18 protein-coding genes are annotated in these 15,370 nt (G+C 55.8%); 10 read left to right on the forward strand and 8 right to left on the reverse strand.

What is annotated here, in order from left to right:
- Positions 1-54: 54 nt before the first annotated feature.
- Together SOM48_RS04785 and SOM48_RS04790 are read left to right on the forward strand one after the other, a co-directional pair.
- The gene (locus SOM48_RS04785) at positions 55-498 is read left to right on the forward strand and encodes an acetyltransferase (RefSeq protein WP_289743570.1); all 444 of its coding nucleotides are present in this window, start codon (positions 55-57) and stop codon (positions 496-498) included.
- Positions 499-651: 153 nt separating this feature from the next.
- Positions 652-1,425, forward strand: coding sequence for a COG4705 family protein (locus tag SOM48_RS04790; RefSeq protein ID WP_139567674.1), 774 nt, complete (start codon positions 652-654; stop codon positions 1,423-1,425).
- A gap of 59 nt (positions 1,426-1,484) precedes the next feature.
- On the opposite strand, the gene SOM48_RS04795 is transcribed toward SOM48_RS04790, so the two are convergent.
- Positions 1,485-2,276 carry an alpha/beta hydrolase gene (locus SOM48_RS04795; RefSeq protein WP_320511529.1) on the reverse strand — a complete coding sequence of 264 codons (792 nt, stop codon included), beginning with the start codon at positions 2,274-2,276 and terminating at the stop codon, positions 1,485-1,487.
- A gap of 318 nt (positions 2,277-2,594) precedes the next feature.
- Here SOM48_RS04795 and SOM48_RS04800 point away from each other — a divergent pair, with 318 nt between their 5' ends.
- On the forward strand, positions 2,595-2,831 hold the full coding sequence (locus SOM48_RS04800) for a hypothetical protein (protein ID WP_320511530.1): 237 nt from the start codon (positions 2,595-2,597) through the stop codon (positions 2,829-2,831).
- A 16-nt stretch (positions 2,832-2,847) separates the two neighbouring features.
- Here the strand turns inward: SOM48_RS04800 and SOM48_RS04805 are convergent, their stop codons facing one another.
- On the reverse strand, positions 2,848-3,252 hold the full coding sequence (locus SOM48_RS04805) for a helix-turn-helix domain-containing protein (RefSeq protein WP_320511664.1): 405 nt from the start codon (positions 3,250-3,252) through the stop codon (positions 2,848-2,850).
- Between the two features lie 72 nt (positions 3,253-3,324).
- On the opposite strand from SOM48_RS04805, the gene SOM48_RS04810 reads away from it, so the two are divergent.
- Positions 3,325-3,810 carry a DUF2938 domain-containing protein gene (locus SOM48_RS04810; RefSeq protein WP_320511531.1) on the forward strand — a complete coding sequence of 162 codons (486 nt, stop codon included), beginning with the start codon at positions 3,325-3,327 and terminating at the stop codon, positions 3,808-3,810.
- 18 nt (positions 3,811-3,828) lie between these two features.
- Here SOM48_RS04810 and SOM48_RS04815 read toward each other — a convergent pair whose 3' ends face one another.
- Positions 3,829-5,184, reverse strand: coding sequence for a heavy metal sensor histidine kinase (locus SOM48_RS04815; RefSeq protein WP_320511532.1), 1,356 nt, complete (start codon positions 5,182-5,184; stop codon positions 3,829-3,831).
- Positions 5,177-5,857 (reverse strand): response regulator transcription factor HprR, encoded by a 681-nt coding sequence (gene hprR, locus SOM48_RS04820; protein WP_289743232.1) that lies wholly within the window; start codon positions 5,855-5,857, stop codon positions 5,177-5,179. Before hprR ends, SOM48_RS04815 begins: the two co-directional genes overlap by 8 nt.
- 135 nt (positions 5,858-5,992) lie before the next feature.
- On the opposite strand from hprR, the gene uraH reads away from it, so the two are divergent.
- Complete coding sequence (uraH, locus tag SOM48_RS04825) at positions 5,993-6,403, forward strand: hydroxyisourate hydrolase (RefSeq protein WP_094421381.1); 411 nt, start codon at positions 5,993-5,995, stop codon at positions 6,401-6,403.
- Positions 6,404-6,409: 6 nt separating this feature from the next.
- Complete coding sequence (locus SOM48_RS04830) at positions 6,410-6,901, forward strand: GlcG/HbpS family heme-binding protein (RefSeq protein ID WP_289743235.1); 492 nt, start codon at positions 6,410-6,412, stop codon at positions 6,899-6,901.
- A 141-nt stretch (positions 6,902-7,042) separates the two neighbouring features.
- Here the strand turns inward: SOM48_RS04830 and SOM48_RS04835 are convergent, their stop codons facing one another.
- Positions 7,043-8,245, reverse strand: a complete 1,203-nt coding sequence (locus SOM48_RS04835; RefSeq protein WP_320511533.1) for a sugar efflux transporter — start codon at positions 8,243-8,245, stop codon at positions 7,043-7,045.
- Positions 8,246-8,476: 231 nt separating this feature from the next.
- A complete protein-coding gene (locus tag SOM48_RS04840; RefSeq protein ID WP_054803828.1) occupies positions 8,477-8,860 on the reverse strand; it encodes a winged helix-turn-helix transcriptional regulator in 384 nt (127 codons plus the stop codon).
- Between the two features lie 99 nt (positions 8,861-8,959).
- Between SOM48_RS04840 and SOM48_RS04845 the strand changes: the two genes are divergently transcribed.
- Entirely contained in the window at positions 8,960-9,688 is a 729-nt protein-coding gene (locus tag SOM48_RS04845; RefSeq protein ID WP_320511534.1) for an SDR family NAD(P)-dependent oxidoreductase, read from the forward strand.
- 255 nt (positions 9,689-9,943) lie between these two features.
- Positions 9,944-10,183: a biofilm development regulator YmgB/AriR family protein gene (locus tag SOM48_RS04850; protein WP_076770223.1), complete on the forward strand. Its 240-nt coding sequence runs from the start codon at positions 9,944-9,946 to the stop codon at positions 10,181-10,183.
- A gap of 56 nt (positions 10,184-10,239) precedes the next feature.
- Here the strand turns inward: SOM48_RS04850 and SOM48_RS04855 are convergent, their stop codons facing one another.
- Entirely contained in the window at positions 10,240-11,142 is a 903-nt protein-coding gene (locus SOM48_RS04855) for a LysR family transcriptional regulator (protein WP_320511535.1), read from the reverse strand.
- Between the two features lie 89 nt (positions 11,143-11,231).
- Here SOM48_RS04855 and SOM48_RS04860 point away from each other — a divergent pair, with 89 nt between their 5' ends.
- Together SOM48_RS04860 and SOM48_RS04865 are read left to right on the forward strand one after the other, a co-directional pair.
- Complete coding sequence (locus SOM48_RS04860; protein ID WP_320511536.1) at positions 11,232-12,248, forward strand: NADP-dependent oxidoreductase; 1,017 nt, start codon at positions 11,232-11,234, stop codon at positions 12,246-12,248.
- 114 nt (positions 12,249-12,362) lie between these two features.
- Positions 12,363-12,824: a GNAT family N-acetyltransferase gene (locus SOM48_RS04865; RefSeq protein ID WP_124967700.1), complete on the forward strand. Its 462-nt coding sequence runs from the start codon at positions 12,363-12,365 to the stop codon at positions 12,822-12,824.
- A 97-nt stretch (positions 12,825-12,921) separates the two neighbouring features.
- On the opposite strand, the gene SOM48_RS04870 is transcribed toward SOM48_RS04865, so the two are convergent.
- Complete coding sequence (locus SOM48_RS04870) at positions 12,922-15,162, reverse strand: hypothetical protein (RefSeq protein ID WP_312479531.1); 2,241 nt, start codon at positions 15,160-15,162, stop codon at positions 12,922-12,924.
- Positions 15,163-15,370 lie beyond the last annotated feature (208 nt).

Consider the following 15,370-nt stretch of genomic DNA (forward strand, 5'->3'; position numbering starts at 1 on the left):
TCGAGGCTGCTAATATGCATTCCGCGCTGTTAAGCCATTACAGAGAGGAAGATCATGATAACGATTGAAGCGGGCAGACCCGCTCACTACCCGACATTACTGGACATCTGGGAGTCATCGGTGCGTGCCAGCCACGATTTCTTACCGGAGGGGGATATTGAGGCGCTGCGCCCGCTGTTAGAAAATTGCTATTTCCCTGCCGTCACGCTGTCGATTGCCCGGCTGGTTGAAGATGGCTCCATCGTCGGCTTTGTTGGCGTCAGTGACAACAGGATTGAGATGCTGTTTGTCGATGCCGCCCAGCGCGGAAAAGGCACCGGCAAAGTGCTCCTGCAACACGCCATCGCCCAGGGTGCGGATGAGCTGGACGTCAATGAACAGAATCCGCAAGCGGTGGGCTTTTATCAACAGCAGGGTTTTGAGGTTGTCGGCCGCTCTGAGCATGATGGCCAGGGGCGGCCCTATCCGCTTTTGCATATGAAACTGCAGAAAACATGATGCTGCTCATTTTAATAGTTATGCCAGGTAGCGTGCCCCGGCTGTCGCGCAAAATTTCTGCAATTTATCGGTGTTACTTAATCCTCGCTTAAGAATACTCCGATAATGTAAGCGCTACGCTAGCCCATCCCGGGCTATTCCGGAGCCTCTCCTATGCAAAATAAGTTCGCAGAAGTCTCTACCGCCAGCAAAGTCCCCGCAGTGACGATGGCGTTCTGGTTAACCAAGATTGCTGCGACAACGCTGGGTGAGACCGGTGGTGATGCAGTGACCATGTCGATGAATCTGGGTTACCTCACCGGGACGCTGATTTTCGCCATCATCTTTTTAATCGCCGTGGTGGTGCAGATTGAGCGCCACAGTTTTAATAAGTGGATCTACTGGTTTACGGTGGTTGCCACCACCACCGTTGGCACTACGCTTGCGGACTTTGCCGATCGCTCACTTGGGATAGGTTATCTGGGCGGCACGCTGCTGCTGAGTTCGCTGCTGATGCTTTCACTGCTTATCTGGCGCCTGACCTGCGGCACCATCGCTGTCAGTTCGGTGAACAACGGCGTCACGGAGAGCTTTTACTGGGTCACCATTATGTTTTCACAGACTCTCGGCACCGCGTTGGGTGACTGGACCGCAGACAGCGAAGGGCTGGGCTATGATGGCGGCATCCTGCTGTTTGTCGGCGCACTGGCGATTATCTGGGCCGCCAGCCGCTTTACCTCGCTGTCGCGCACTGCACTCTTCTGGGCGGCGTTTATTCTGACTCGCCCATTGGGTGCGGTAGTCGGTGATTTCCTCGATAAACCTGTCGCCGCTGGCGGGCTTGCGCTGAGCCGCTATAGCGCCTCACTGACGCTGGCGTTGATTATTGTGGCGTTTCTCTGGCTACTGCCGCAGCGCCCGGCAATGAAAACCGCAGTGACGAATTAATAGAGTGCAGCGACAAAGGGGAGCAGGCCTGCTGTGGCTGCTCCCCCTCGCTACAGAGGTTATGCCCGCCCGGATGCTTGAGGATTGCGGACATAGTTGAGGATCGCACTGAGCGTGGCACTCTCGGGATGATTCACTTCACTCAGATGATCGCCTTTACCGGCGAAAAGCGGTATGGCATAGCGCGTGGCTAACGCCGCCATTGTGGCGTAATAGGGGTCATCAGCACCTGCCCAAAACCGCAGGGGAACAGGGCAGGGGAAAAACCCCTCCGCGTCCTGAGCATGTTTTCTCAGTTCATTGAAAAAATGCTCAGCCCCTTTTTCATCCTCAGAGGTGAGTGAGGCGGTGAGTTCCGGCGCGACTTGCCGGGCATAAGCGATAAACATCTCAAACGTCAGCTTGCCAACAGGCGTTTCAGGCAGGCCAGCTTCACAATCCCATCCTCCCAACACCACAGAGTGCAGGCGATCTGCGTGAGCATTTATCAGCTCCATTGCCAGCCAGGCACCGGCAGAGTAGCCGATGATATGCGCTTTTTCATACCCCAGTTCATCCATCAGATTGACGATGGCTAACGCCTGGCGCTGTTGGGTGTAGGCAGCCTGATTATCAGGTTTATCGCTTGCCCCGTGGCCGGGCAGATCCGGACACACCACCTGAAAATGAGGACTCAACGCAGAGATGAAGCCGTTATCCACCCAGCATCTGCTATCCATCAACAGACCATGAAGCATGATGACTAACGGACCTTCTCCCTGCGTGCGGTAAAAGAGGCGCGGCGTTGCTGATGTATATGGCATAGCGATTCCTGTAATGTGCGCGTGTATATTCATAAAGACTAACGCCATGTTCTAACATGGATAATCTTTTGAAAGGCAACAACAGGTGCGCAACCCCTAATATTGGCGAGGCCGTTGATCTGCAAACAGGGAGTAATGATGGCAAGGCGACGTGAGCTTAAAGGCATTGCTAACGCGCTCAATTCGAGCTTTGTGAGCCGCAATAATGATTTTCATGGCTACTGGTCTCTGGGGCTGCTAAAGCACTTTGCGCTCAGAGATGGGGGGACGTCTGTAGATCTTTCGTTTCCCTTACCTCAGCCTGAGGCTAGCGATAAGCTGATACATTTTCTGGTGCGCCATTACACGAATATGCTGACAAATTTGTTGAACAGACAGCGTATCCCGCATGAGTGGGTAAGCAACGTTAGCATCATTCTCGACTTCAGGCCGCAGATTAAAGACGCGGCGTTAATTGAAGGCGCCGCCTCCGTTGAGCCTTTTGCCTGCCGCTGCCAGATTACTGACGATCGCGGTCGCCACTACGCGTCAACCTTCTATGGCCGCTGCTGGATGCACTCGGCGAAGAAGGAGAGCCGCTCGACCCGCTATCATGATGAGTAATGCATTTGCGTTGACGTTATTTGCGCGCGATCAGCCGCAGCCCTCTGCCCACCAGTTTTTTGAACGACGCACACTCCGTATGCTCCGGCGCCGGGCAGCGGGCGGCATGCTTCAGCCCTTCGCTGAATAACTGCAGTTTGCAAATCGTCTCGTCAATTGCCTTCGCGCGCTGCTGAAGCTGCTCGCGGTTGATAGCGACCTTACCCTGCGGGTTTAACATTGCCGCCATCTCATCGAGCGAGAAGCCTGCCGCCTGGCCGAGCGCTATCAGCTGCAATTTACTCAGCACGCTTTGCGGATACTGCCTTCGCAGCCCGTTGCGGCCAATCGGTTTGATTAAGCCCCTCTTTTCGTAAAACCGCAGCGCGGAGGGCTTTATGCCGGAAAGCGCCGCCACTTCCCCAATATCCAGCTCTTTCACCGTTGACTTAAACCTCACTTCACGTTGCACACTCGCCGACACCTTAGCATCTCTTTATCAGGGGAAGGAAAATTGGATAGCGCTCTTGTGCTTCACATCATCGTCACTGGCATTGGCGCAACGCTGCTGATGGATGGCTGGTCAATGTGTCAGAAAAAGCTGCTCCGTGTGCCGCCGCTTAACTATGGGCTGGTGGGGCGCTGGTTGTTGTGGCTCGCGCGGGGAAAGAGGTGGCATAACACCATCCTCTCCACGCCTTCCATTAAAGGGGAAAGTTTTACCGGATGGGCATTCCATTACCTCACCGGCATGCTGTTTGCGGCGATCCCATTTTTGCTCCAGGGTTCGTCATGGCTGCGCGAGCCGCTTCTGCTGACGGGTGTGCTGACAGGCGTGCTTACGCTGCCTGCGCCCTGGCTGATTATGCAGCCAGCGCTGGGTTTTGGCATTGCGGCCTCGCGCACGCCCAGGCCGTGGTGGGCGCGGGTATTCAGCCTGCTGACGCATCTGGCCTATGGCCTCGGGCTGTATGGCGCGGCGCTGCTTTACACCTTTTAATGCTATTTGCGCGACGTGTCAGGTGGGCAAACGCAGGGCGAAAATGTTCTTGCCCTGCGCGTGGCGATAATAGGCGCTGCCGCCGTGTAGCGCGGCGATGGCGCTCACCAGCGATAACCCCAGCCCGCTGCCGGCGGTGTGACGGACATTATCTCCCCGCCAGAAGCGCTCGAAGGCTTTATCCGGCTCGGCAAGCGGCTCCCCGTCGTTCGCCACTTCAATTTCAACCGAGTCACCACCCTGAATTGTGCTGACGGCAATGGTGCCGTTTCCCGCCGCATAGCGAATGGCGTTGGTCAGCAGGTTGGTTATCGCCCGCTGAAACAACATTTTATCGGCGGTGAGGCTGCCCTGCGCATTCAGCTCGATCGCCATTTCACGCTCTTCCGCCAGCGGTTCGAGAAAATCGATCACCATCTCCAGCGCCTCACTGAGCGAGAAGGTTTCCTGATTGAGCCTGATATTGTGATGCGTGGCGCGCGCAAGGAAGAGGATGTTTTCCGTCAGCCGTGACAGCGCTTCCAGCTCCTCAATATTCCCTTCAAGCAGCGCCTGGTACTCGGCAACGGAACGCTGATGGCCCAGCGCCACCTGATTCTGGCCTAACATAACGTTGATCGGGGTGCGGATCTCATGGGCCAGATCGTCGGCAAACTGGGTGAGGCGGATAAAGTCTGTCGACAGGCTCTGACGCATGGCGTTGAGCGCCTTGCCAAGGGGGAGCAACTCCTGCGGGATCGCCTGCAACAGCACCGGCTGATTTAACCGGTCACTGGCGGTCTCGGCCACAATCTGGCTTAAGCGGCCAATGGCCCGCAGCCCACGGCGAATCAGCAATGGGCTAAGGGCGGCGCAGAGCAGAATGGCCGCCAGTGACACCATAATGCTTTGCTGGCGGTAGCGCTCAAGCATCATTGCCCGCTCACGCGCTACACGGGCAAGCGTGACGGTGACCGGCCCGTGCGGTGAGTTGGCCTGCAGGCTGAGCGCCGAGGCATCCATATCATCCGTGCTGCGCCAGCGGTGCAGCTGCTGCGCGCTGGGCGGGGTGTTAACCGGGGTTGGTGCGATATCCGGCAACGCGACGCCGGTATGGTTAATAGTGACGTTTTGCGCCTGCTGCGGGCGGATGCTGAGAATATCCTGGCGAATATCGACCATCCGGTTGAAGTAGAGCGGGAGCGACTCCGGCTGAGCGCCATCTTCCAGCAGCTGGCGCAGTTGCGCGGCGCGGTTGATCAGCGTCTGGTCGTCGCGCCACACCAGCTCACTGCGCAGGGCGTTATAGAGGATCAGGCTGATGCCGCCGCAGGCCAGCGCCATGATCAGCGTAAAAATCGCCGTCAACCTGAGGGTCAGGGAGGGGCTATACATCGCCTGGCTCCTGCACGGAGAGGCAGTAACCCATGCCCCGGACGGTGGTGATCAGCTTTTGCGCAAACGGGTCATCGACTTTGCGGCGCAGGCGGCGAATGGCGACATCAACAATGTTGGTTTCGCTGTCGAAATTGACACCCCAAATCTCACTTGCCAGCAGCGTGCGCGGCAGGATCTCGCCGTGCCGGCTGGCGAGCAGCCACAGCAGCATAAACTCTTTGCGTGTCAGCGCGATGGAAGTGCCATCTCGTGTCACCTGAAAACGCGCCGAATCCATCACCAGATCGGCGACGCGCAGCGTAGTGCTGTGCGGCTGGTGTTGACGAAGCTGATTCTTGACGCGCGCCAGCAGTTCCGCAAAGGAGAAGGGTTTGACCAGGTAATCGTTCGCACCCAGCTCCAGCCCTTTGACCCGATCCTCTACCGAGTCGCGGGCGGTAAGGCAGATCACCGGCATCTGGCTTGCGGTACGCAGGGTTTTCAGCACCTGCCAGCCATCCATGCCCGGCAGCATAATATCGAGGATCATCAGGCTATACGGGTGCGCCAGCGCCAGATGCAGGCCATCGCGCCCGTCCGCTGCGTAATCGACGATATAGCCCGCCTCTTCAAGCCCTTTGCGCACCCAGGCGCTGGCTTTCAGGTTGTCTTCAATCAGTAACAGTTTCACCGGCGCAGTGTGCCACGAAATTTTGAGCCGCCCCAGCCTTTCAGCGCCAGATGACAATATGGTCATCTTTCTGACAGGCAATTGCGGCAAGCGTGGAGGTATAAAAGCCGGGTCATCAACACAGGAGAATCCAACATGAAAAAGTCTATCGCTGCGTTAACCCTGGCTGCACTGCTTGCCGCGCCCGCTCTCACCTTCGCGGCCGATAAAAACCCGCTGAGCGTCCATGTGCTGAATCAGCAAACCGGGCTGCCGGCCGCCAATGTTACGGTGACGCTTGAGCAGAAGCAGGGGGATAACTGGACGGTGCTCAACACCGCCAGCACCAATCAGGACGGGCGCATCAGTGCTCTGTGGCCGGAAAAGCCGTTTGCTGCGGGCGACTATCGGGTGATCTTCAAAACCGGTAAATATTTTGCTGACCAGAAACAGCAGAGCTTCTTCCCGGAAATTCCGGTGGAGTTTCATATTGATAATACAACGTCCACCTATCACGTTCCGCTGCTGCTGAGCCAGTATGGCTACTCCACCTACCGCGGGAGCTAAGGGCAGATGAAACGTCTTATGCTCGCGCTGCTGCTGGCAGCAGGACCCGCGACGACGCTGGCTGCGACGCCCGCCACCGTTTATGAGATGACGCAGGCGCTCGCTACGCAGCTGGCAACCGAAGCGTTATCGGTTTGTCATGACATGCATCGTCAGGGCGTGGTGGCGGTGGTCGATCGTGGCGGTAATCTGGTGACGCTGGTGCGCGATGACAACATCGGGCCGCACAATACGCAGGCCGCCTGGCGCAAAGCGTTTACGGCGCTGTCGACCAAAACGCCGACCCGGCAGTTTGCGAAGCAAGCGCAGGCTTCGCCTGAGACCGCCAACCTCAATACGGTGCATGAGTTATTGCTGCTCGGCGGTGGCGTGCCGGTGAAATATCACGGTCAGTGGATCGGTGCTATCGGCATGGCGGGCACCGGCGGCGCGGAGTCCGACGAGCGTTGTGGGATGGAAGCGATCAATAAGGTTGTTGGTCAAAACGAGCAGAAGTAAGCACGATCGCAACGGGGAAGCGGCTTTTCCCCGTTTTTAGCCCCTATCGCCTTGTATGGTTGGTGTTTGTCCTTATGGCAGGGACGGCGGATAAATCCGGGGGCAGGACAATTGCTGCCTATTTTTATGAGAGCTGTCAGCCTATTGGTGAACTCTTTTTGTAGAGTGATTTCTGTTTATACAAAGCATTAGCAAAGCAGCACAACACACTGATAACAGTGGAACAAGCAGAGTCATTTTAAACCCTGCCAGTTCCGCCATCAGACCGGCAATCCCATTGCCAGCCATCATGCCTGTGCGCATGGCATTGGAGTGAAATGCTGATGCGAAACCGCTACGTTCTGGCAACGCTTCCTGAATAACAGAAATGCCCAGGCCGACAAAAATACCAAAGAATAATCCGTTAAAAAGTTGCAACACAACCAGTTCGGTCATATTAGTGGCCAGCTGAAGCAGGCTGTAATAGACGGCTGCAAAGAGAAATCCGACCATAATCAGTGGCTCTTTCCCGGTTTTCTCTGCCAGATGAGCAGCGGCAAGCATAACGGGAATTTCCATTATCGCGGTTGCGCCAAGCAGAAAGCCCGGAAACGAAGCGGGTAAATTAAGCTCGTGTACCAGGTACAGCGGCATAATGGTCAGGTACATGTTATTGGATAAATTTGCCAGCATCATTACTGCGCCCAGTGCCCAAATCATACCCGTGACAGGGGCTTTACTGGCTTGAGTTTTTTCTACTCTGCCTGTAGCGACACTGTTTTTATCCTTCGAAAGCAGCACCTGGCTGGCAAGTAAGGTGATGGCCGCAAGCAGGGCTGAGGCCAAAAAATTAAAGGTGAAGCCAAATCGGTCGGCGAAGACAAATGCCAGAGCCGGTCCGGCAATCCACACAATTGACACGCCCGAACGCATTTGCGTATTGAGCCGCGTAGCGTTAAGCCCTGCTGTCAGTGAATGCTTTCGGATCATCGACAGGAGTAAGGGGATAGACGCATTGCCTGGCCCCATCAAGAAAATACCGATGACCAGAGCCTCGATGGGTTGGCGGCAGAAACTGAAGGCTAAACCCGCCAGAAAAAGCGACGCAACAGAAATCATGAAAAGTTGCCGGACGGGATGTCCCTTATCTGCAAGCGATCCCATCAACTGGCTGAAAAATAATCCTGAGAGGGCAAACCCCAGGCTGTAGAAGGTGATAAAAATCGGGCTGGCATGTAATCCGTTTATCAAAAAAAGACTCATGACAGGCAAAATGAAGGCATATGAAATGGCGGTCATTACGTTTATAAGGAACAGCCGCCCAGTAATTCCGGAAAAAAAAGCCATAAAGAACAACATCTCCATGTAGGTTAATCTTATTTTTTAACATGGAAATGTCTTAAGAGAGCGCACTATTTCACTTCATATGAGATGTACTGGTTTTTGGGTTGTTAGAGCTTCGTCAGAAGATTTGTGTCCCGCTCCTTAGATATTCTGACTGAAGATCCGCTCTGCGCTCAAAGTGGATCTTCTTTGATTTGTCATCTGCTTTACTTCCCTTCCTTAAATCCTGCACCCGTTGTTTGTGCGGGAAATTTACACCTCTTCTTCCGTGGCACGCCGCGCGTCGTAAAGCTCTTGTGCCTGCTCAATCGCCACACCGTATTGCCTCGCCCAACTCACCAGTGCCACAAACGGGTCCTGTAGGGAGCGGCCCAGCGGCGTGATGGAGTATTCGACCGCCACCGGTGATGAGGCGATGACGCGGCGGTTAACCAGCCCGTTACGCTCAAGGCGGCGCAGCGCCTCTGTCAGGGCTTTATGGGTGATGGGATCGAGCCGGCGTTTAATGGCGTTAAAGCGCGAGGGTTCGCTGCACAAAACGGTCAGGATCAACACCGACCATTTGTTGGCAACCTGTTCAAGGATCGGGCGTGTGCTGTTGATTTCAGCCAGCAGGGCAGGGATATCGGTCGACATAAGGTTACCTTCTCTATATCTGGTGTATATCAGGTGCGTAATTGACGGTAAATATACGAAATGTATCATCAGGCGTCCATCCCACGTTCTGGAGTAGCCATGTTGAAACTTGAAGGTAAGACCGCCCTGGTGACCGGCGGTAACAGCGGTATTGGCCTTGCGATTGCTCAGCGATTTGCACAAGAGGGTGCCCATGTTTTCATCACCGGTCGACGCGAAGCGCAGCTGGCAGAAGCGGTAACGCGTATTGGCGGTAACGTTGAGGCGGTTGCGGGTGATATCACCAATACGCACGATCGTTCTCGCCTGTTTGACACCATTCATGCCAAAGCCGGAGGCCTCGACATCCTTGTCTATTCGTCAGGCGTTTCCGAACCGGCGAGTCTTGAGGAGAGCACGGAAGAGCATATCGACCGCGCTTTTGGCCTGAACGTGCGCGCGATGGTGCTCACGGTGCAGCAGGCCGTCACGCAGATGGGTGAGGGCGGCACTGTCGTGCTGCTCGGCTCGATTGCCGGCAGCATGGCGGTTTCCGGTTACGGCACTTATGCAGCCAGTAAAGCCGCGGTGCGATCCTATGCGCGAACCTGGACCAGCGAGCTGGCTCCGCGCGGCATCCGGGTCAACACCCTCAGCCCTGGGCCCACGGATACACCGATGTTCAGCCAGGCGAGTGATGACGTCAGGCAGACGCTGAGCGCGCAAATTCCGGCGAAGCGGCTGGGACATCCCGATGAAGTGGCGGCTGCGGCACTGTTCCTCGCCTCGCACGAAAGCAGTTATGTCAGCGGCGCCGAACTGGTGATTGATGGCGGCATGTCTGCATAAGCGGCGTTTTTAATATTACCCGGCGCTGGCAGTAGCGGCGGCCGGGTGCGTGCTTTACGCGTGTAACGAAAGAAAGGCGCCTCATAACAACTCATTGCGTGGTGAATTATTTCAGAAGTGACATTGCAGTTCTGAATGAGTGGCACTATAGTAGCAACTTGTACAAGTTTGCATGGGTAAGTTGTACAACTTACCTCGCTACCAGGCTGCCGGCCCAACCATGCGTAATCCGGGCCCATTTAATGAGTGATAAAAATGAATAATCCGACCGCAACACTCCCGCAGACCCTTCAGTCAGTTTTTTCGGTCTTTGAGGCGGAAAAAGAGATCATTGATGAAGTGACACGCGAGCTTCAGGCCGTGAAAGCGACGGTGGCGAATAAAGACATCATGCTGGCGCTGATCGCCCGCGTAGAGACTGAAACGGATGTGATCCGTAAAGATGTCCTGCGTAACGCCCTTGAACTGGTGGTGCTACGCACGCTGGACGTTTAATGTTTTACCCGCGCCTCTGCTCTGCCAGAGGCGCGGATGCTTCTCAAAAAACTGAGTTATAACTGCGCAAATAGCAGATCCAGAAAAGCACGCACGGCGGGATTCGCACGGCGGCTCTCGGGCCACAGCACCGTGAGGTTGTACTTTTCAACGGCAAAATCTGCCAGCACAGGGACAAGCGCACCGCGTTCAACCCATGACGCCGCCATAAAGCTTGCTGCCATTCCAATCCCTGCGCCTGCCGCTACGGTGGTCAGCACACCTTCGCTAGCATCAACGACGATTGCGGCGGGGAGCACTAACTCGATCTCCCGATCCCCTACGTTGAACGGCCAGCGAAACAGCTGCCCGCTGCTTTTATAACGCAGATTTACCGTCTCATGATCCACCAGTTCATCGGGATGCTGCGGCATGCCGTACTTGTCCAGGTAGTCAGGCGAGGCGTAACAACAGAGACGATAGGGCGAGAGGCGGCGCGACAACAACCGCGAATCGGGCAGATCGCCAATGCGCAGTGCGACATCAATTCCCTCATCTATTACATTTACCCGTTCGTCGCCAAGGCGCAGATCGATGCGTACCTCGGGCTGACGCTGGCGAAACTGCGCCAGCAGGGGCGCGAGCATATAGAGCCCGACCGGCAGCGAGGCGGCAACCCGCACGGTGCCGCTGGGTTCAGCGCGGGCTCTCTTCGCCGCCTGCTCAATCTCTTGTGCATCCTGTAACAGCCGCAGTACCCGCTCATGCAGATCGCGCCCTTCCGGCGTCAGTGCCAGCGAGCGCGTGGTGCGCGTGAAAAGCACCAGCCCGAGCTGCTGCTCCAGCCGCTGAATACTTTTACTGACTGCCGAAGGCGAAACCGACAGTGCCCGCGCGGCTGCGGTGTAGCTGCCAAGGGATCCGGCGCGCGCGAAAGCAATCAGCCCCGTCAGGCTTTCAAAACCGATTTGTTCTTTCATGACATAAGTAAAGCGAAAGGCAGGCCCATTATCAACCTGAAGTCGCTGTCATATTCTGCTGCTACTGAATACCAGGCAGAGGAAATAAGATGAGTGCAATGATGAAAGCCGTGCGACTGCACGCATTTGGCGGGCCGGAAATGTTGCGTTATGAAGAGGCACCCCGTCCAGTGCCGGGTGCTGGTGAGGTGCTGGTGCGGGTGCAGGCGGCGAGCATTAACCCGTCCGATCTCTATCTGCGCGATGGCTACCGCACGTTACCGCCGCAATGGCAGCCTGACTCCGTTTTCCCGCTTATTCCCGGAACCGATATCGCCGGTGTGGTGGAGGCTATTGGTGAGGGTGAGCAGGGTTTTCGCGCGGGCGATGAGGTTTTTTCCATGGTGAGATTTCCGCAGGATGTGATGAAAGGCAGCGGAGCCTATGCCGAGTACATCGCGGTGCCTGCCGACGAACTGGCGTTGATGCCGCAGGGCATTGATTATTTGCAGGCCGCCGCAGCCCCGATGTCACTGCTGACGGCCTGGCAGTTCCTGATCGATCCCGGTCATCATGAGCCTAACCCTTTCCAGCCTTTTCCACATATTCCTGTTTCGCTTAAGGGCAAAACGGTTCTGGTTAACGGCGCTGGCGGCGGCGTTGGGCACTTTGCTGTACAACTTGCCCGCTGGCGGGGCGCGCGGGTGATTGCCGTCGCTTCCGGTAAACATGAAGCGCTGCTGCGAGAACTGGGGGCGAGCGAGTTTATTGATTACACCCGGCACGCCGCAGAAACGGTCGCGCAGCCGGTTGATCTGGTGATGGATGCCGTGGGTGGTGTAAATATGGAGCGCTTTCTGCCGCTTATCAAACCCGGTGGAGCACTCTACCTGGTCAATCCGCTCGGCTTTGCCGGGCAACAAGAGGCTGCGCGCCGGGGGATCACGGTCTCTTCGACCCAGGTTCGCTCCAGCGGTCAGCAGCTTCAGCAAGCAGGCCAACTGCTGGCAAGCGGTGAAGTGCGCGTCGTGACGGACAGTATTTATCCTCTTCGTGACGCCGCCGCCGCGCACCAACGCGCTTCACAGGGCGGTATTCAGGGCAAGATCGTGCTTCGCATCAACTGAGGGGATTCACATTGCCTGGCGCTTTTATGCTGACAGCGTTCGCCGGGCGCTTTATTGTGAACGCCGATAACTCAGGGCGGCGATGCGCATCCCGCTTTAATAAAAGGAACACCGATGATTACATTGCGCCCCATGCGTGAGGATGAATACCCGGCTTATCTGGACTATTTCATTGCGGACTATGCGCAAGAGATTGCCGCAAACTATCGCCTTTCTGAGGCAGAGGCGCAGGCCAGAGCCACCCAGGAGATCGCTGACGATCTCCCGGAAGGTGTTAATACGCCGGGCCACGTTCTGCTCTGCCTGCTGGCGGAGGGCGAGAAGCATGTCGGCTATCTCTGGTATAAACCCGATGCTTCGATGCAAACCGTTTTTATTTATGATTTTCATATCTTCGACGCCTGCCAGGGGCAGGGCCTTGGCAAAGGTGCACTGCGGGCTTTTGAGGATGAGATGCGGGCGAAAGGCGTTGAGCAGATACGCCTTCGCGTGGCGGGTGATAACGCGCGGGCGCGCCATGTTTATGAAGCCATCGGCTTTGGCGTAACCGGCATCAATATGAGTAAGAATTTATAAGGCGAGCAGGAGCCGGTGAGTTAGCCGAAGGCAAAGAAAATCCACGCAAGTGCGTGGATTTTTAGAGAGTAGCTTTTCTTCTATTTAGTCAGGCGCATCAGGCCTTTACGGTGACTATTGACGTTTTAGTTGTCACCTGGTTGGTCGTCACGGAGGAGTCCGCCTTAGCCACTTGCCCTTTGATCACGCAGCGATACTGCCCCGCATCGCCCGAGGCGACGGCATCTTTAGTGTATGTCGCCTTGTTAGCACCGGAGATAGTGCTCCAGCTGGTGCCGTTGGTGGATTTCTGCCACTGATAACTGGCGGCATCATTGGCTTCCACGGTCAGGTTCAGCGTAGCGCCTGTGGCAACAGAAACGGTTGCCGCCGGCTGGGTCTTAATCTGCGGCGTAAAGGCGTAGTAAGGCATCGCATACTCAACGCCGTTGATATTTACCCGCATCCACTGATACGGCCTGGATTGCTCAACCGGTACGCTGGATGAGTCCTGCGCACGGGTGCTGATTGCCGCGACATCACTTTGCGCACCGAAGCCCGCTTTACCGTTGTGCATCGACGCGCGGGGTTCGGCGTCCACGCCGTTCGGTGCTTCAGCCTGCACCTGACCATCCGGCTTAAAGAGGGCCCATTCCCCTTTCTCCTGGCTGGTTTCACCGGTGCCGCGAACGTGCACCGCATACTCCCCAATGGTTGCCGGAAGTTTGATCCACAAGCCCGGCAGCAGCTTGTTGGAATCCTGAGCAATATACTTCACCTCGGTAATGCCCGGCGCACCTTCCATCCAGTAGGTTATGGCCGGAACGTCCGCAGCACCGCGCGCAACGTGAATATGCAGCGTTCCCGCAGAGCGATCGTTATTTACCGGCATCGGACCGCTTCCGCCCAGGCTGTAGTAAGTGCTGCGGCAATCGACTTCAATCTTCCAGTGGGTGCCCGTTTGCGGCATCTGGAACGAACCGATATTCAGCCACAGTTTTTTGCTGTCGATGGTGCCGCGCAGTATGCCGCTCAACCACTTAGCGCGTAGCGGATTGTCCAGATAAGTAATGTTATTTTGAAACAGCGACATGCCCATTTCATAGCCGGAAACCATCGCGGTGATCGCACTGCCGTCCGGGTTTTTCGGGTAGCTGAACCACTTATCGCTGCCAGGCGCGGTGGTGCGGTCATAATTGACGCCGGTCGGGTTTGACCATTGCGACATCACCACGCGTGAGTTAAAGAACACGGCGTCATAAGTGGATGACTCAATGCTCAGCGCCTCAATTAGCCACTGGCCGTTGTTGATATCCATCGGCACCGCGCTGTGCTCAATCCAGCCGTTGCGGATCAGACCCTGGCCGTGACGCGGGATCCAGATTGCCGGGGCATAGCAGTACTGGAAGTTGAATTCAGAAAGCTCAATCGCCGTAGAGTGATCCCAGGAGCCTACTTTGCGGTTACTCCAGCCCACTTTGATCACCGGCCCCGCCACCTTGCTGCAGTAGATCTGGGTAAATTTACTGTCGAGGCTGTCGAGATAGTAAATCGTCGCCTCGCCGGTATTGCTGGCCTTGAAGTAGGAGACATTAGCAAAGGTGCCGCCCACGCATTCGTTGGTCAGAAACGGCTGCTTGTTGGAGGCAGTATCGTTGAACACCCCAAGCGTAGCGCCAATCAGCAGGTTACTCTTTTTATCCTGCTCGACGGTTTGCTGCCCCTCCCACTCAATGCCATAAATGGAGAAATAACGGTGGTTCAGCGCCAGCACGGCTGAATTCGATTTATCGGAGACAATGCGGGTCGCAATCTGTTTGCCGAAACTGGTGGTCACACCGCGCAGGACAAAGTCGCCCGCGGCAAAGTAACCGCTTGGGTTATAACGCAATTCAGCGTCGTCGGCAGCGATCTTTTTGCCGTAACGGCGCATGTCGAGCGGCTTAATCAGATAGGTACCTGCACCGAAACGGACGCCAACTTTGCTGGAAAGATTGTTGGTTGCGCCACGCGCAAAGGTACCGTTCATAAATTCGTACATCGCTTTGACGGCAGGGGCACAGTCAACGGTGCCGCCCGGTACAGCACCGAAATCGTGAACGGTGAGTGCGTCAATATCCGTATCGCGTCGCCAGTGGTATGCCCCACCGTTGCTGGCGATAAAACCGCCATCGTCACTGCCCGCCACCAGGTTCCCGATAAACCATCCTTCGCCATAATTGATGGAGCGATCGGAGGCTGCCCGCGCATTCCATGAGGTCAGAAAAACACGTTCACCCTCGGTTGCAGGTTTACGTGCACGCAGTGCTGCAAAAGAGGCGACTTCCGTAATGGCGGTGCTGTTTTCATTAGTAGCCATGATATGTGATCTCCTTTAAGTGGTGCTTTATACTGTATTTATATACAGTGTTTTTACTGTACGCCGACACCTCAGGCTTTTCAATAGCGATTTTTACTTTTAAATCAGTTGCATTTTCGTAGTAGTTCGTACTAAGGAAATCGCGCTCCGCTCTTCAAAACATAAGAAAAATTAATCAATTTTTTGTTAAGGGAAAGAGGTAAACGAA

Source organism: Kosakonia sp. CFBP8986, from assembly GCF_034044935.1.
In the GTDB taxonomy this organism is placed as follows: Bacteria; Pseudomonadota; Gammaproteobacteria; order Enterobacterales; family Enterobacteriaceae; genus Kosakonia; species Kosakonia cowanii.

What these genes read in the sequence shown, in the direction of transcription:
- SOM48_RS04845 (WP_320511534.1), top strand. Translation starts at nt 8,960, where the DNA reads ATGTTGAAACTTGAAGGTAAGACCGCCCTGGTGACCGGCGGTAACAGC.
- SOM48_RS04865 (WP_124967700.1), top strand. Translation starts at nt 12,363, where the DNA reads ATGATTACATTGCGCCCCATGCGTGAGGATGAATACCCGGCTTATCTG.
- SOM48_RS04795 (WP_320511529.1), bottom strand. Translation starts at nt 2,276, where the DNA reads ATGGCGTTAGTCTTTATGAATATACACGCGCACATTACAGGAATCGCT.
- SOM48_RS04870 (WP_312479531.1), bottom strand. Translation starts at nt 15,162, where the DNA reads ATGGCTACTAATGAAAACAGCACCGCCATTACGGAAGTCGCCTCTTTT.
- uraH (WP_094421381.1), top strand. Translation starts at nt 5,993, where the DNA reads ATGAAAAAGTCTATCGCTGCGTTAACCCTGGCTGCACTGCTTGCCGCG.
- SOM48_RS04785 (WP_289743570.1), top strand. Translation starts at nt 55, where the DNA reads ATGATAACGATTGAAGCGGGCAGACCCGCTCACTACCCGACATTACTG.
- SOM48_RS04855 (WP_320511535.1), bottom strand. Translation starts at nt 11,142, where the DNA reads ATGAAAGAACAAATCGGTTTTGAAAGCCTGACGGGGCTGATTGCTTTC.
- SOM48_RS04840 (WP_054803828.1), bottom strand. Translation starts at nt 8,860, where the DNA reads ATGTCGACCGATATCCCTGCCCTGCTGGCTGAAATCAACAGCACACGC.
- SOM48_RS04815 (WP_320511532.1), bottom strand. Translation starts at nt 5,184, where the DNA reads ATGTATAGCCCCTCCCTGACCCTCAGGTTGACGGCGATTTTTACGCTG.
- SOM48_RS04860 (WP_320511536.1), top strand. Translation starts at nt 11,232, where the DNA reads ATGAGTGCAATGATGAAAGCCGTGCGACTGCACGCATTTGGCGGGCCG.
- SOM48_RS04835 (WP_320511533.1), bottom strand. Translation starts at nt 8,245, where the DNA reads ATGGAGATGTTGTTCTTTATGGCTTTTTTTTCCGGAATTACTGGGCGG.
- SOM48_RS04790 (WP_139567674.1), top strand. Translation starts at nt 652, where the DNA reads ATGCAAAATAAGTTCGCAGAAGTCTCTACCGCCAGCAAAGTCCCCGCA.
- SOM48_RS04830 (WP_289743235.1), top strand. Translation starts at nt 6,410, where the DNA reads ATGAAACGTCTTATGCTCGCGCTGCTGCTGGCAGCAGGACCCGCGACG.
- SOM48_RS04850 (WP_076770223.1), top strand. Translation starts at nt 9,944, where the DNA reads ATGAATAATCCGACCGCAACACTCCCGCAGACCCTTCAGTCAGTTTTT.